Origin of the sequence: Priestia aryabhattai B8W22 (genome assembly GCF_000956595.1) — a bacterium.
In the GTDB taxonomy this organism is placed as follows: Bacteria; Bacillota; Bacilli; order Bacillales; family Bacillaceae_H; genus Priestia; species Priestia aryabhattai.
Genome location: NZ_JYOO01000045.1, coordinates 21,006 through 36,846, shown reverse-complemented (window position 1 = coordinate 36,846; position 15,841 = coordinate 21,006). Strand labels below are relative to the sequence as shown.

Below are 15,841 nucleotides of genomic sequence, written 5' to 3'. Positions count from 1 at the left end.
GTTTGGCTCGGTAGCTCAGTTGGTAGAGCAAAGGACTGAAAATCCTTGTGTCGGCGGTTCGATTCCGTCCCGAGCCACCATTTTAAGACGGCGATTGTGGCGAAGTGGTTAACGCACCGGATTGTGGTTCCGGCATTCGTGGGTTCGATTCCCATCAGTCGCCCCATCTTAAGTAACGCGGGTGTAGTTTAGTGGTAAAACCTCAGCCTTCCAAGCTGATGTCGTGAGTTCGATTCTCATCACCCGCTCCAAATAATGGGCCTATAGCTCAGCTGGTTAGAGCGCACGCCTGATAAGCGTGAGGTCGGTGGTTCGAGTCCACTTAGGCCCACCATATTCCACAGTAGCTCAGTGGTAGAGCTATCGGCTGTTAACCGATCGGTCGTAGGTTCGAGTCCTACCTGTGGAGCCATACTGGCCCGTTGGTCAAGCGGTTAAGACACCGCCCTTTCACGGCGGTAACACGGGTTCGAATCCCGTACGGGTCATCTCAAAAGCAGTTTGCATATGCAAACTGCTTTTTTTGTTTGTAAACAGAGTTTAGACAAAAGAATAAACTCTGTTTTTCGTTTTTCTATGATTTTCTCTTCACAATTTGCATTTCCTATAGCACATCTATAAACGCTTGTTCTAAATTTCGAAAAAAAACCTACAATAGTAATAACGGAATACTGTTTGTACAAAAGGAGGGGAATGCGTGAAAAAAATTGTTTTGTGGTCCATCGGAGTTTTTCTTGTGTATGCAGCTTGTATATGGGTGTATTTATTTTATATAAGTGACACCTCTATTCCACAATCATTAAAAGGCACCAGCGTAGATCCGGCTACGTTTATGAATGCAAGAGAACTTATATTAACCGAAAAATATTCAAAGATTAGAGATGCGCTCTTTTTTATCCGAATTCCATATGAGTGGCTAGGGTTTATTTTAATTTTAGTGTTAGGTGTGTCTAAGAAAGTTAATAAGTGGTCTAAAGACATCAGCCGTTTCAGTCTTCTCCAAACTGCTATTTATGTATTTTGGTTATCTGTTCTGCTGCTGATCTATTCTTTTCCTATGGACTGGATTAGCTATAAGCTTTCAACCGCATATCATATTACAACGCAACCTTTTCAAGGATGGATGAAAGATCTTTTTACAGATTTTTGGGTGAACTATGCCACGATGTTTTTAGTGATTGCTGTGTTATATGCATTCATTCGTAAGTTTTCAAAAAGATGGTGGCTGTATGCGTGGCTAGTATCTATTCCATTTACGCTATTTTTGACGTTTATTCAACCAGTGGTTATCGATCCGTTATATAACGATTTTTATCCGTTAAAGAATAAAGAGCTGGAGACGAAAATTTTGAATTTAGCAGATGAAGCTCATATACCTGCTAAGCATGTATATGAAGTAAACATGTCTGAAAAAACGAACTCTCTCAATGCATATGTAACGGGAATAGGTTCTAATTCAAGAATTGTGTTATGGGATACTACTCTTAATAAATTGACGGAACGTGAAATCTTGTTTATCATGGCGCACGAAATGGGTCACTATGTGAAGAAACATATTTATGTGGGGATTGCTTCAGCTTTAGTTTTATCGATTGTAGGTTTATGGCTAACGAAACATTTAGCAAGCTTTGTGATTAAGAGATGGGGGAAAGCATTAAAAATCACTTCTCTTAGTGATTTAAATTCATTACCGCTTATTCTACTTATTTTTTCTGTGCTCACATTTGCTGTAAGTCCGTTAACAAATATGCAGTCGCGTCATCATGAACTTCAATCTGACACGTACGCCATGGACTTAACAGGAGATAAACAAGCTGCTATTAAAACATTTCAGGATTTAACAAAATCAGGACTGTCCCAGGTAAATCCGCCGTATTTAGTGAAAATTTTCCGATATGGTCATCCAACAATACTGGAAAGAATTTCATTTGTTGAGAAGTATGAAAGAAATGAATAAGTGATATAAGAAAAAGTAAAGGATATATGAAGCCTTTTATACGTAGGTATTAATAGAAAAGCCTCCTTGCGAGTAGGAAAAAAATTCTAAAAGGAGGTTTCATTTTCGAAAGTACTGTTATATAATAACGTATGTAAAATAAAAACTGTTTTATAACAATAGGGAGGAATAGTTATTTGTGATTGAAAAGATAGCAGTCGAACTTATCAGCGTATATTCACCTCAGCAAAGTCTTACTACATGGCCTTCAACTATTTACTTATTTCATCTACGTTCTTACTAACACTATGGCAAACTGCTAATTTACTTCATCATGAAACAGACATATTCTCACTGCTGCGTTTTCTATTTTTATCAATATAGAATTTTAAATTCATTAGGGGGTATAAAGAATGAAAGAGATTCGTGTAAAAAACCTTGAAGAGAACTGGAAAAGCGATGAGCGTTGGAAAGGAATTGAACGTCCATATTCTGCAGAAAAAGTCATTGGACTGAGAGGATCCATTGATATTGAACATACGCTTGCTAGACGAGGGGCTGAAAAGTTCTGGAACTTATTAAAAACAGAGCCATACGTTCATGCATTAGGAGCTTTAACAGGCAATCAAGCGGTACAACAGGTAAAAGCAGGGTTAAAAGCAATTTATCTCAGCGGATGGCAAGTAGCTGCAGATGCAAACCTTTCAGGAAATATGTATCCTGATCAAAGTCTATATCCAGCAAACAGCGTGCCGCACGTTGTGAAACGAATCAATCAAGCGCTGCAGCGTGCCGATCAAATTCAGCATTTAGAAGGAGAAGGAGATATCGATTACTTTGCTCCAATTGTAGCAGATGCAGAAGCAGGGTTTGGAGGGCAGTTAAACGTATTTGAACTCATGAAAGGAATGATTGAGTCGGGAGCATCTGCCGTACACTTTGAAGATCAATTATCCTCTGAGAAAAAGTGTGGTCATCTCGGCGGCAAGGTATTGCTTCCAACTCAGACCGCTGTGAAAAATTTGATTGCTGCTCGTTTAGCTGCTGATGTAATGGGTGTTCCAACACTTCTGATTGCTCGTACCGATGCTGATGCCGCTGATTTAATTACAAGTGATGTTGATCCTGTAGATCGCCAGTTTATTACGGGTGAACGCACCGCTGAAGGCTTTTATCGCACGAGAGCCGGAATCGATCAAGCTATTGCTCGCGGCTTAGCATATGCGCCATATGCTGATCTAGTATGGTGTGAGACGTCTGAACCAAACTTGGAACAAGCACAAAAATTTGCAGATGCTATTCATGAAAAATTCCCAGGTAAAATGCTTGCTTATAACTGTTCACCATCTTTCAACTGGAAGAAAAAATTAGATAAGAAAACGATTGAAAAGTTCCAAAGAGAAATCGCAAAAATGGGCTACAAATTCCAATTCGTTACGCTTGCTGGCTTCCATGCTTTAAATCACAGCATGTTTGAGCTGGCACGAGGATATAAAACAAGAGGAATGGCAGCTTATTCAGAGTTACAAGAAAGAGAGTTTGCTAGTGAAATAAATGGATATACAGCTACGAGACATCAGCGTGAAGTAGGCACGGGTTATTTCGATGAAGTGGCGCAAGTAGTTTCTGGTGGGACCTCCTCTACAACAGCTTTAAAAGGTTCAACGGAAGAAGAGCAGTTTCAAGCACATAAATAACAAAAAACCTATGAGTGGAACGGTTGGGTACTTCCACTCATAGGAAAAATTCTAACAAAAAAGATTCTTACAGATGTAAGAATCTTTTTTTATGTAGTAAACACGATTTAACAGACAGCTGTTCTTCCTGGGAAGAAAGTATCTGCCTGTTAAACGTACATATAAATCATTAACATGAATTAAGTTCTTAAAATATTAAGTAGATGTTTGAAGCAGGGATTGGTACTGTGCTGATAGCTCATAAAAAGCAGTTTCATCACGTTGATCTAATGCCGTGTTAATGTTTGTTTCTAACAGTTCTTTTTGACGCTTAAAAAGCGATTCATCAATTACCATTTCGATATAAACATCCAACATACTCACAGTATCAATTACTTTTTTCTTGCGAGCGAGGGACTTCATCATTTCCGTGTACGATTTTTCATTGTTCATACCTCATCACCTCTGCACCCTTTTTATTATTATATAGATTAAAAGAAGAAAAAACAACTAATTTTCTAAATTTTTAGATTTTTATTTTTAGAAATGATAAAGTAAGAGGGAAACGCTACTTTCGTTTTTATCGATTGGCTATTTGGTTTAAAAATGAATCCTTGGGGGCGAAGAAATTGAATCATTTAAAAAAGCGTAAGGTAACCGTAGAGGATTTGTATGAATTGAAGTCTGTGTATAATCCTCAGATTTCTCCAGATGGAAAAAGTGTAGTTTATACGGTTCGAGAAACGAAGAAAATAGAAAACAGTTACGAAACGCAGCTGTTTATGTTAGATCTTGAAACGAAAAAAACAAAGCAATTAACGTACTATAAAGGAAATAATCATTCTCCCGCCTGGTCCCCTGACGGCAAGTGGATTGCTTTTTTATCCGATCGCAGTCCAGCCGTTCAGCTCTACTTATTAGCAGCGACAGGCGGGGAAGCAAAAGCACTCACAGATCTTGAAAAAGGCGTTAGTAATCCGGTATGGTCTCCTTATAGTGACGAAATTATGTTTTCTACAAAAGTAGAAGAAAAAGCCGTAAGAGTTGAACAAAATCATGAACATCCTCAGCCGTACGAAGTGGAACGTTTACTGTACAAATCCGATGCTAGCGGCTATTTAAAAGGTGAATATACGCAAGTTGCTGTCGTTAAACTTAAAAATAAAGAAGTGACGTTTTTAACGGATGGACCTTATCATCACTCTGTAGGATGCTGGGCCCCTGATGCAAACTCAATCGTATTTTGCAGCAGCCGAGGAGAGAATCCGGATTTATCGTTAACCATGGACGTGTTTATTTTGCATCGTGAGACTAAAAAATTAACATCTATTACAGCAGAAACAGGATATTTTCATCAAGTTTCGTGGTCACCGGATGGGTCATACATAGCTTACATCGGAAATGAACGTACATACGGATCAGCTTCAATGAATGACATATACATTTATCAGGTCTCTAACCAAAAAACAGCTTGTATCACTGCTGGCATAGACTTAGAAGTAGGAGATATGGTAGCAGGAGATTTTCACTTTGGAAGAACCTCAGCGGGAATTATGTGGAGCAGTAATGAAGAGTTTTATTTTGTAGTAAGTGAAAAGGGTTCTGTGGGCATATATAAAGGAAATGTGAATGGAAAGTTAGACCCTATGCTTATGGATAGTGCTCACGTATATGGGGTATCCGTTCTTCCCAATGGTGAGGAAGCTATCGTAGCAATCAGTACATTTACACATCCTGGAGATCTTTATTCTCTAAATTTAAAAACAGAGGAATTAGTGAAGCTGACAAACGTTAATGACTCATTTTTACAGCATGTGCAGTTAACGGAAGCAGAATCTTTTTACGCGACTTCTACGGACGGTATACATATCCACAGTTGGGTAGTAAAAGCTGCTGCTACCAATGATATATCTCCAACCATTTTAGAAATCCACGGAGGTCCGCATCTTATGTATGGTCATACATTTATGCTTGAATTCCAAGTACTTGCATCAAAAGGATTCAATATCCTCTTTTCTAATCCAAGAGGCGGCAGAGGATATGGACAAGCATTTACAGATGCGGTTCGAGGGGATTACGGAGGCATGGATTATACGGACTTGATGGCAGTGACCGACGAAGCGGTTAAGCGCTACTCTTATATTAATGAAGATAAGCTTGGCGTAACAGGGGGAAGCTACGGAGGCTTTATGACAAACTGGATTGTAGGAAGTACAAATCGGTTTAAAGCAGCGGTGACGCAACGGTCTATTTCAAATTGGACGAGTTTTTACGGCGTTAGTGATATTGGCTATTATTTTACCGAATGGGAATTAAAAGCTGATATTTATGAAAATCCGGAAAAACTTTGGAACCACTCGCCGCTTCGTTTAGCGGAGAACGTTAAAACACCGCTGTTAATCCTGCATAGCGAACAGGATTATAGATGTCCAATTGAACAAGCTGAACAGCTTTACGTGGCATTGAAAAGAAAAGATAAAGAAGTAGAATTTATTCGTTTTCCTCAGTCTAACCATGAACTTTCTAGAAGCGGTAAGCCTAATTTACGAACGGCAAGACTAAAATATTTAACAAGCTGGTTTAAACGTTATTTAAAACAGTCTCAGTAAAAAGTGCATGGCTGTTCAATTAAATATGTGTGCGTAAATAAAGGCTGTATGGCAAACGTAAAAGGACAGGAAAGATAAAACGCTGTAAAACTTTTGTTTGGTAAAGGAAAGTAGTACAATAAGTGAAAAGTAGCACAGTTGTTTAAATAAGGAGAACATTCGATGGATTTTGAAACATTAAAGCATTATTTGACATTAGACGGCGTCCTCGAGTTATTAAAACAATATCAATCATTTGGGATCATTCCCGGACTGCTGTTGCCTATTTTAGAAGCGTTTATCCCCATCTTGCCGCTTTTTGCGTTTGTAATGGCCAATGCTGCCGCTTTTGGCTTATGGTTAGGCTTTTTGATTTCATGGGTTGGCAGCTGTGTTGGATCACTGCTTGTCTTTTTGATTTTTAGAAAATACGGACAGGCGAGGTTTTTGCATTTTATCAGCCGGCATGCGCAAATTCGAAAAATTATGATTTGGGTAGAAAGACACGGTTTCGGACCGCTGTTTATTATGCTTTGTTTCCCTTTTACCCCGTCTTCGGCCATTAATGTAGTAGCGGGACTTTCACGTGTTAGTATGGCTCAGTTTATGCTTGCTGTATTAGCTGGTAAAATGGTGATGATATTTATGATGAGCTTTATTGGGGCCGATTTTGTTTCATTTGTGAAACAGCCTCTAAAAGCAGTACTTGTTTTAGTGATCATTTTTGTTCTATGGCTTGTTGGAAAGCAAATTGAACGGAGATTAAACGAAAAATCTAAAGTGAAACAGTATGACAAATAGTTTGTTTATATATAACAAATAGTGATGAAAGACTGCTTTTTAATAGGTAGTCTTTTGTTATACATGCAGCCGAAAGGGGTATTGTAAACTATAGAAAAGCCTTTTCTTATAGGGATACAACAGCATTTTTGAAAGGATCTTAAAATTTTTCCCGAAGAAGTTATTTGTCTGTTTATTCGGTTGGTAGAACAATGCACATATAGAGTATCTGTCCAGTAATGAACAAGTTTTTTGTTTATCAATTATGAAAAATATGCTAAAATAAAAGAAAAAACTGGGAATAAATTAGACGTCTATTCCTAGTTGCACCTAAGTAATGAACCCTTTGTTTTCTAAAGATATACATGTTTTTTCTCAACATGTATTATCACCTCATGTATTTCAAAACGTTTTCTTAAAAATTATATGAATGATTTTTGAGCTTGACTACTAAGATGTAAGTAGAGGGATCATTACTAGAAAAGCACCGAATGATCATTAAGACGTGCTTGGCGTCGTTTTGAGGAGGGGAATGCGCTACTAAGATTCAAGCGACTTGCTGATTAATCGTTGTTAGTAAGCGTCTTATAGCGCGGGTGACATGAGATTAAAAGATAAAGTGGCAATTATTACGGGTGCAGCAAATGGATTAGGGTTCGAAGCTTCTCGAATTTTCGCACAAGAGGGTGCAAAAGTCGCTATGGTTGACTACGATGCAAAAGCAGGAGAAGAACGAGCAGCTCAGCTAAAAGAAGAAGGCGGAGATGTAGCATTCTTTCAAGTGAACGTAGCGGATCGAGACAGTGTAGATGCAATGGTAGAAGAAGTAGTGAAACGCTACTCTAAAATAGATATTTTAATTAACAATGCTGGTATTACCAGAGATGGAATGCTAACCAAATTATCAGTTGAAAATTTTCAAGCGGTAATTAACGTAAACCTTACAGGCGTTTTTCACTGTACGCAAGCAGTGGTACCGCATATGATTGCTCAAGGTAAAGGGAAAATTATTAGCACATCTTCGGTATCGGGCGTATATGGAAATGTTGGTCAAACAAACTATGCGGCGACAAAGGCGGGCGTAGTGGGAATGACAAAAACATGGGCTAAAGAACTGGGACGAAAAGGAATTAATGTAAACGCTGTAGCTCCTGGGTTTATTGAGACGGATATGGTGAAGGCGATGCCAGACAAAATCATTGATCAAATGAAATCCACTATTCCTTTACAAAGATTAGGTCAGCCTTCTGACATTGGTTATGCTTATCTGTATTTAGCATCTGATGAGTCCAACTATATTAACGGTACAACTCTTCATGTAGATGGTGGAATCATGATGTAAAAGTAGAAAATAACTCGCTTTTCTAAAACTTTTCAGTGGTCTTTTGACTACTGAAAAGTTTTTTTGTTGCATCCAGCATTTCACATATCGGCAAAGTGGAATTTTGTCTGCAAGTTCAGTAAAATAATAAGGAGAGAGATAGAGAGATAGAGAGATTTAGCTGATTATCACTATAAAATTTTGACGACTGCGTCACGTGTTTACGTGGCGTTTATCCATTTTGTACTTAAACAAATGAAAATATAGAGAAAAAAATGAAGGGGTGAAAATGTGGGGCTACAGTTTTTATTAGGACGTTCAGGAAGCGGGAAAACGGAATATCTTTTAAATAGCATGCGCCAAGAGCTGTTAAATGCTCCGCTGGGGCATCCACTTATTTATATTGTACCTGAACAGATGACATTTCAGTCGGAGTATGCACTTGTTCAAACGCCTAGGTTAGAAGGCATGATGCGTGCTCAAGTTTATAGTTTTACACGCCTTGCATGGCGTATCCTGCAAGAAGTCGGAGGTATTAGCCGCTATCATGTGGATCAAACAGGTATTCATATGATGCTTAAAAAAATTATCGAGCATCAAAAAAAAGAGCTTCGACTGTTTGCGAATTCTTCAGAACAAGCAGGGTTTATTGAAGAACTAGAAAAAATGGTTAAAGAATTTAAACAGTATACGGTAGATGCCCCGTCTCTCGAAGAGATGAAGCAAAAGCTTCAAGCAGAAGATGAGAAAGTCCTTGCTGATAAATTACATGATTTACATCTCATTTACGGAGAATTAGAAAAACAGCTGATGACAAAATATGTAGATGGAGAAGATTATTTGAAGCTGCTGAGTGAAAAAGTAGCCTCTTCTGCGTACCTTGCTCAAGCAACGATTTATGTAGATGGATTTCATCACTATACTCCTCAAGAATTAACGGTATTAGTAGAGCTGATGAAAGTTTGTAGAGAAGTGAAAATAGCGGTTACTTCTGATTATTCATATCAAGATTTTATTCCGAATGACTTGCACTTGTTTCGATTAACGAGCGAAACGTACCAAGAAATAATGAGTCTGGCGGCTGAAAACGGGATAGAGATTCAAGAGCCAAACGTATTTAAAGAACAAAAAAGGCATCAAAACAGTCCAGAGCTTGCCTATTTAGAACGATATTATGATGAACGGCCAACGCCGGAATTTCAGTCAGAGCCCGAGCACATCCAGCTGCTGCCGGCTGTTAGCCGAAGAGCAGAAGTAGAAGGGATTGCAAGAGAAGTGCTGTCGCTTGTGCGTGATCACGGCTATCGCTATCGTGATATTGCCTTGATTGTTAGAAATGCAGAAGACTATCATGACTTGCTTCAAACCATTTTTCGAGATTATGAAATTCCGTACTTTATTGACCAAAAGCGAGCGATGTTTCACCATCCGCTCGTTGAATTTATTCGCTCAGTCTTAGAGGTGGTAAGCGGGTCATGGCGATATGAAACCATCTTTCGAGCAGTGAAAACAGACCTTTTATTTCCTGTGTCATCTGATGTGCACCAGCTGCGCGAAGAGATGGATGAATTAGAAAATTACGTGCTTGCTTACGGTATTCAAGGATCTAAGTGGACAAGTAAGGAGCCATTTACCTACAGAAAATATCGTTCGCTTGAAGACATGAACCTTGGAAAAACGGACGAAGAGCTTGCTTTTGAGCAAAAAATAAATGAATTAAAAAATATGATTGTTCCTCCTATTTACTCGCTTCAGCAAAAATTAAAACAAGCGAAAATAGGAAAAGAAAAAGCAGAAGCGCTCTATCGCTTTTTAACGAATTTAGATATTCCACAAAAGATAGAAGCGCTGCGCAACCGATGTGAAGAAGAAGGAAAGCTTCAAGAAGCAAGAGAGCACGAGCAGGTATGGAAAGCAATTCTTCACTTATTTGATCAGTTTGTTGAAATGATGGGAGAAGAGAAAGTATCGATTTCTTTGTTCGCAGATCTATTTGAGACAGGGCTTGACAGCATGCAGTTTGCACTTGTTCCGCCTGCACTCGATCAAGTGGTTGTGGCAAGTTTTGAGCGTTCGCGTTTATCCGATATCAAAGCAAGCTTTGTGTTAGGTGTAAATGACGGTGTGATTCCAGCTAAACCAAAAAGCGATGGCCTGTTATCTGAGAAGGAGAGAGAGCAGCTGCTTGAATCAGGTTTATTGCTTGCGCCAACTGGAAGACAAAAGCTGTTCGACGAACAATTTCTCATTTATTTAGCACTTTCCAGCTCTTCTGAAAAACTTTATGTTTCGTATCCTCTTGCCAATGAGGAAGGGAAGACTCTGCTGCCTTCACTCGTTATTAATCGAGTAAAAGAGCTGTTTCCGCTCCTGCAGGAAAAGCTGTTAATGACGGAACCTACGGATTTAGAAGAAGAAAAGCAAGTGGATTATATAACAAATCCCTTAACGAGCATCGCGCATTTAGCCAGTCAGCTGCAAGGATGGAAACGCCATTATCCGATGAGTTCCGCTTGGTGGGATGTATATAATTTTTATGTAGAAAATTCAGATTGGAACTCATACAGCGAGAAAGTACTAAGCAGCTTATTTTATAAAAATGAAGCCAAACGGTTAACAAAGAAAACGAGTCAGCGTCTGTATGGAAAACATATTCAAGCAAGCGTATCGAGAATGGAGAAATTTGAAGCCTGTCCGTACGCTCATTTTGCTTCTCACGGGCTTAAGCTTAAAGAGCGAAAAGTTTTCAAATTAGCAGCTCCTGACATAGGCGAATTATTTCACGCGGCGCTGAAGATGATTTCAGACGAGCTTCGCGGCGGTCAAAAAGAATGGAAGAACTTAACGAGAAAAGACTGTCAGCAGCTTTCAACGGCTGCGGTGCATGAACTTGCTCCGCGCTTACAAAATGAGATTTTATTGAGCTCCAATCGCCACCACTATTTAACGCATAAGCTGCAGCAAATTATTGAACGGGCGTCGCTTGTGTTAAGTGAGCACGCTAAGGTGAGCGGCTTTGTTCCTGTTGGATTGGAACTTGGATTTGGGCCTAGCGCCGAGCTGCCTTCTATGCAGTTCACACTGCCAAATGGGCATACGATGGAACTCGTTGGCCGAATTGACAGGGTAGATAAAGCGGAAAGCTCCAGAGGGCTTTTACTGCGTATTGTCGACTATAAATCAAGCGATAAAGCATTAAACCTAGTGGAAGTGTACTACGGTTTATCTCTTCAAATTTTAGCTTACCTAGACATAGTCGTGACGTATGCTGAACAGCTTCTTCATGATAATAGAGGAGCATTGCCTGCTGGCGTTCTTTATTTCCACGTTCATAATCCAATGATCAACAGTACTAAAGCATTACAGCCTGATCAAATTGAAGCTGAAATCTTTAAGAAGTTTAAAATGAAAGGACTGCTTTTAGGAGACGAGGAAGCAGTAAGGTTAATGGACGAAACGTTAGAATCAGGACACTCACAGGTTATATCAGCTGGCATTAAAAAGACAGGGGGCTTTTATTCTAATTCTTCGGTTGCGAGCGAAGAAGATTTTACACATCTCCGTCAGTATGTGCGAGGTAAATTTGTGGAGGCAGGTACAGAGATTACAAATGGGAAAATTGATATTTCGCCTTATAAACTAAAAGATAAAACACCATGTGCGTTTTGTGAATACCGCTCAATCTGTCAGTTCGATGAATCAATGGAAAACAACGAATATCGTCAGCTTAGTACAGAGAGTCAAAGTGTTATTTTAGATAAAATTCGAGAGGAGGCCAAACGAGATGAGTGAAGATATACACGTAAAACCGGCCGACTCCCAGTGGACGGATGACCAGTGGAACGCCATTGTTTCATCCGGTCAAGATATATTAGTAGCCGCGGCGGCTGGCTCAGGAAAAACAGCGGTTTTAGTCGAACGTATTATTAAAAAGATTACGATGGGCGAGGAACCAATCGATGTTGATAGATTACTAGTTGCTACGTTTACAAATGCTTCTGCAGCCGAAATGAGAAATCGAATTGGAGAAGCATTGGAAAAAGAGTTAAAAAAGAATCCATCTTCTTTACACTTGCGCAGACAGCTTAATTTATTAAACCGTGCGTCGATTTCTACGCTCCATTCTTTTTGTTTAGAAGTTATTCGAACGTATTATTATTTAATCGATGTAGACCCTGGTTTTCGGATTGCAGATGATACGGAAGCGGATCTTCTGCGGGAAGAAGTATTAGAAGAATTGTTTGAAGAGCAGTACAGTATTGAACAGAACGAGCGATTCTTTGATTTAATTGATCGTTATACAAGTGACAGAAATGACTTAGATATTCAGTTTATGGTAAGAAAGCTATATGACTTTGCAAGATCTAACCCTGACCCAAACGGCTGGCTTGAAATGATCGTGAGTCAATATGATGTGACAGAGGATTCTTCTATTGATTCACTTCCGTTTCTGTCTTTTCTTTTACAAGAAGTAACAACGCAGCTCGTGGGTATTGAGTCGATTTTAAAACAGGGCTTAGAGCTAACAAAGCTGCCAGGAGGGCCTGCTCCTCGCGCCGTTAATGCAGAGGAAGACCTGGCTCAAATTCATCGGTTGCTCAGCGCTTCTAAACATTCTTTTGCTGATTTGCATGAGGAAATGCAGAATTTGAATTTTACTCGTTTAAAGCCATGTAAAGGAGAAGCATACGACTCGCAGCTTTTAGATGATTTCGGAGAGCTTCGCAAAAAAGCTAAGACAAGTCTTGAAAAACTTCATGCTGATTTGTTTTCTAGGCCTTTGCACGGCTACATGGCTGATTTTGAAAAAATGAAGCCCGTTATTGAAACGCTAATCTTTTTGGTTCAGCGCTTCGGTGAAGGATATGAACACATTAAAAAAGAGAAAGGGTTAGTGGATTTTTCTGATTTAGAACATTATTGCCTGCAAATCTTGAGTGTAAAAGAAGATGGAGTGCTTAAGCCGTCGTCCATTGCCCAAAAATATCGCACTCAGTTTGAAGAGGTGCTTGTTGACGAATATCAAGATACAAATATGGTTCAAGAAACACTGATTAAATTAGTGACGAGAGATAGTGAAGAACAAGGAAATTTATTTATGGTTGGAGATGTAAAACAATCCATTTACCGCTTTCGTTTAGCGGAGCCATTTTTGTTTTTAGCAAAGTACAAGCGCTTTACGCAAGATGGTCGCCAGTTCGGAAAACGCATCGATTTGAATAAAAACTTCCGCAGTCGTTCCCAAGTGCTGGATGCTACAAACTTTATTTTTAATCAGCTGATGGATGAAGAAGTCGGAGAAATTGCATATGACGATGATGCTTCTTTAAAATTAGGAGCATCGTATCCAAAAGTGGAAGGAATGGAAACGGAGCTTCTGCTGATTGCAAAAGAAAATGCAGAAGAAGGAGCGGAAGAAGAAGCGGATTCTTCTCTCGTCGCTTTTTCAGAAGCGGAGCTTGAAACCGCTCAGTTAGAGGCAAGAGCAATGGCGCGCAAAATCAAAGAACTCGTTCAAAACCGTTTTCAAATATATGATCGCAAGCTCGATATCATGAGAAACGTGACGTATCGTGACTTTGTTATTTTGCTTCGTTCCATGCCTTGGGCTGCGCAGATTATGGATGAATTTAAACAAGAAGGCGTTCCGATTTATGCCGATTTATCAACAGGTTATTTTGATGCTACTGAAGTGATGATTATGATGTCTTTATTAAAAGTAGTAGATAACCCGCATCAAGACATTCCGTTAGCTTCTGTTCTTCGCTCGCCGGTAGTAGGGCTTTCAGATGAAGAGTTAGCTACACTGAGAGCGGAGCAAAAGAAAGGAACGTATTACAATGCGTTAAAAACGTACTTAGCGGTTTCGGATGATGAAGAACTTCGCGATAAAGTAAAATATTTCTATGAGCAGTTAAAAGCATGGAGAACACAAGCTAGACAAAGCTCTTTGTCAGAACTAGTATGGCAAATTTACCGCGATACGGGTTTCTTTGAATTTGTTGGCGGACTTCCTGGCGGGAAACAGCGTCAAGCCAATTTACGTGCTCTTTACGATCGCGCTCGCCAGTATGAGGCGACTTCATTTAGAGGTCTGTTTCGCTTTTTACGCTTTATTGAACGGATGCAGGATCGAGGGAACGATTTAGGAGCTGCTCGAGCGCTGGGAGAACAAGAAGATGTGGTGCGTTTGATGACGATCCACAGCAGTAAAGGTCTTGAATTTCCTGTTGTTTTCGTAGCTGGTCTTGCTCGTCAGTTTAACTTGATGGACTTGAATAAAGCTTATTTACTCGATAAAGAACTAGGTTTTGGATCTAAATATATTGATCCGAAACTGCGTATTACGTACCCGACTCTTCTTCAGCAGACCATGAAGAAAAAAATGAAAAAAGAAAGCATGGCAGAGGAAATGCGGGTATTATACGTAGCTTTGACGCGTGCGAAAGAAAAACTTATTTTAGTTGGAACAGTAAAAGACGCACAAGAAAAGCTCAGACAATGGAGCTCGGTTATGGCACATGAAGATTGGACGCTCCCGGCTCACGTGAGAAGAGATGCAAAATGTTATTTAGACTGGATTGGACCTTCTTTAATTCGTCACCAAAATGTTAGTCACATGGTTGAAGGAGAGGTCCAGCCGGCTGAGATGATTCATCAGCACTCTTCAAGCTGGAAACTTTCAACGTTATTAGCAGGTGATTTAGCCGAACAGCCCCTTGAAGAGCAGCAGCACCATGAAGAGCTTTTGAACGCTCTTCAAAAGCATGAGCCAGTTTCAGAATACAGCGATTATAAAGACGAAGTGTATAGACGCTTAAATTGGTCTTATGATTATCGTGTAGCTTCCGTTCATCGTTCGAAGCAATCTGTTTCTGAACTAAAAAGGCAGCAGCAGCTGACGGATGCAAGTGGAAGCGACGATCTCGTTCGGAGATCTAAAGCACCTCTTGAAAACCGTCCGCTGTTTCTTCAAGAAAAATCTCTCACAGGAGCGGAAAGAGGAACAGCTACACATGCCGTTATGCAGCAGCTTCCATTAAATAAAGCTTATACCCTTGATATGGTTCAAGACTTTATTCAATCAATGGTTACCAAAGAATTATTGACGCAAGATCAAGCGGATGCCGTTGATGCAAATGATGTAGCAGCTTTTTTAGAGAGTGACATTGCACAAGATATTCGAACGGCTCGCACGGTTTATAGAGAGATGCCTTTTAGTTTAGGTGCCTCTGCTAAAGAAATCTATGATCATTGGGAGCAGGAAGACGAAACGATTTTAGTGCAAGGTATTATTGATTGTCTATATGAAACGGAAGAGGGCCTCGTTTTACTTGATTTTAAAACGGATAATATTTCGGATCGTTTTCAAGGAGATTTTGAACGAGCAAAACCGTTTCTAATTGAAAGATACCGCATTCAGTTAGAGCTTTACGCAAAGGCCATTGAGCGGATTGTAAAACAACCTGTGCAGCATCGCTATCTGTACTTTTTAGATGGTGGACATGCTGTTGAAATATAAAAAAAGAAGAAGGCGCTG

The 15,841-nt window shown here is 39.6% G+C and carries 8 protein-coding genes and 6 tRNA genes; 13 read left to right on the top strand and 1 reads right to left on the bottom strand.

From position 1 onward, the window contains the following. Window positions 1–4: 4 nt before the first annotated feature. From N178_RS23565 to aceA, 8 genes are all read left to right on the top strand, one after another. Window positions 5–80 (top strand) — tRNA-Phe (locus tag N178_RS23565). A gap of 10 nt (window positions 81–90) precedes the next feature. Continuing rightward, a tRNA-His gene (locus N178_RS23560) sits at window positions 91–166 on the top strand. A gap of 11 nt (window positions 167–177) precedes the next feature. Then, window positions 178–251 (top strand) — tRNA-Gly (locus tag N178_RS23555). Between the two features lie 6 nt (window positions 252–257). Beyond that, window positions 258–334 (top strand) — tRNA-Ile (locus N178_RS23550). 3 nt (window positions 335–337) lie between these two features. Beyond that, a tRNA-Asn gene (locus N178_RS23545) sits at window positions 338–412 on the top strand. A gap of 4 nt (window positions 413–416) precedes the next feature. Continuing rightward, window positions 417–488: transfer RNA gene (locus tag N178_RS23540), tRNA-Glu, on the top strand. A gap of 209 nt (window positions 489–697) precedes the next feature. Then, a complete protein-coding gene (locus N178_RS23535; RefSeq protein ID WP_045295285.1) occupies window positions 698–1,957 on the top strand; it encodes a M48 family metallopeptidase in 1,260 nt (419 codons plus the stop codon). A 392-nt stretch (window positions 1,958–2,349) separates the two neighbouring features. Further along, window positions 2,350–3,633 carry an isocitrate lyase gene (gene aceA, locus N178_RS23530; protein WP_028412422.1) on the top strand — a complete coding sequence of 428 codons (1,284 nt, stop codon included), beginning with the start codon at window positions 2,350–2,352 and terminating at the stop codon, window positions 3,631–3,633. Window positions 3,634–3,828: 195 nt separating this feature from the next. Here aceA and N178_RS23525 read toward each other — a convergent pair whose 3' ends face one another. Then, on the bottom strand, window positions 3,829–4,065 hold the full coding sequence (locus tag N178_RS23525) for an IDEAL domain-containing protein (protein WP_028412421.1): 237 nt from the start codon (window positions 4,063–4,065) through the stop codon (window positions 3,829–3,831). A gap of 176 nt (window positions 4,066–4,241) precedes the next feature. On the opposite strand from N178_RS23525, the gene N178_RS23520 reads away from it, so the two are divergent. The 5 genes from N178_RS23520 (at window position 4,242) to addA (ending at window position 15,823) form a co-directional block, all read left to right on the top strand. After that, a complete protein-coding gene (locus N178_RS23520) occupies window positions 4,242–6,221 on the top strand; it encodes a S9 family peptidase (protein WP_045295284.1) in 1,980 nt (659 codons plus the stop codon). 162 nt (window positions 6,222–6,383) lie between these two features. Next, on the top strand, window positions 6,384–7,001 hold the full coding sequence (locus tag N178_RS23515) for a TVP38/TMEM64 family protein (RefSeq protein WP_013081701.1): 618 nt from the start codon (window positions 6,384–6,386) through the stop codon (window positions 6,999–7,001). A gap of 580 nt (window positions 7,002–7,581) precedes the next feature. Then, the gene (fabG, locus tag N178_RS23510) at window positions 7,582–8,322 is read left to right on the top strand and encodes a 3-oxoacyl-ACP reductase FabG (RefSeq protein WP_045295283.1); all 741 of its coding nucleotides are present in this window, start codon (window positions 7,582–7,584) and stop codon (window positions 8,320–8,322) included. 270 nt (window positions 8,323–8,592) lie between these two features. Further along, window positions 8,593–12,093: a helicase-exonuclease AddAB subunit AddB gene (gene addB / locus N178_RS23505; RefSeq protein ID WP_045295282.1), complete on the top strand. Its 3,501-nt coding sequence runs from the start codon at window positions 8,593–8,595 to the stop codon at window positions 12,091–12,093. Then, window positions 12,086–15,823, top strand: coding sequence for a helicase-exonuclease AddAB subunit AddA (gene addA / locus N178_RS23500; RefSeq protein WP_045295281.1), 3,738 nt, complete (start codon window positions 12,086–12,088; stop codon window positions 15,821–15,823). Before addB ends, addA begins: the two co-directional genes overlap by 8 nt. The last annotated feature ends 18 nt before the right edge of the window (window positions 15,824–15,841 follow it).

Excerpts from the sequence above, each read along its gene's own strand:
- addA (WP_045295281.1), top strand. The coding sequence starts at position 12,086 with ATGAGTGAAGATATACACGTAAAACCGGCCGACTCCCAGTGGACGGAT.
- aceA (WP_028412422.1), top strand. The coding sequence starts at position 2,350 with ATGAAAGAGATTCGTGTAAAAAACCTTGAAGAGAACTGGAAAAGCGAT.
- N178_RS23515 (WP_013081701.1), top strand. The coding sequence starts at position 6,384 with ATGGATTTTGAAACATTAAAGCATTATTTGACATTAGACGGCGTCCTC.
- fabG (WP_045295283.1), top strand. The coding sequence starts at position 7,582 with ATGAGATTAAAAGATAAAGTGGCAATTATTACGGGTGCAGCAAATGGA.
- N178_RS23525 (WP_028412421.1), bottom strand. The coding sequence starts at position 4,065 with ATGAACAATGAAAAATCGTACACGGAAATGATGAAGTCCCTCGCTCGC.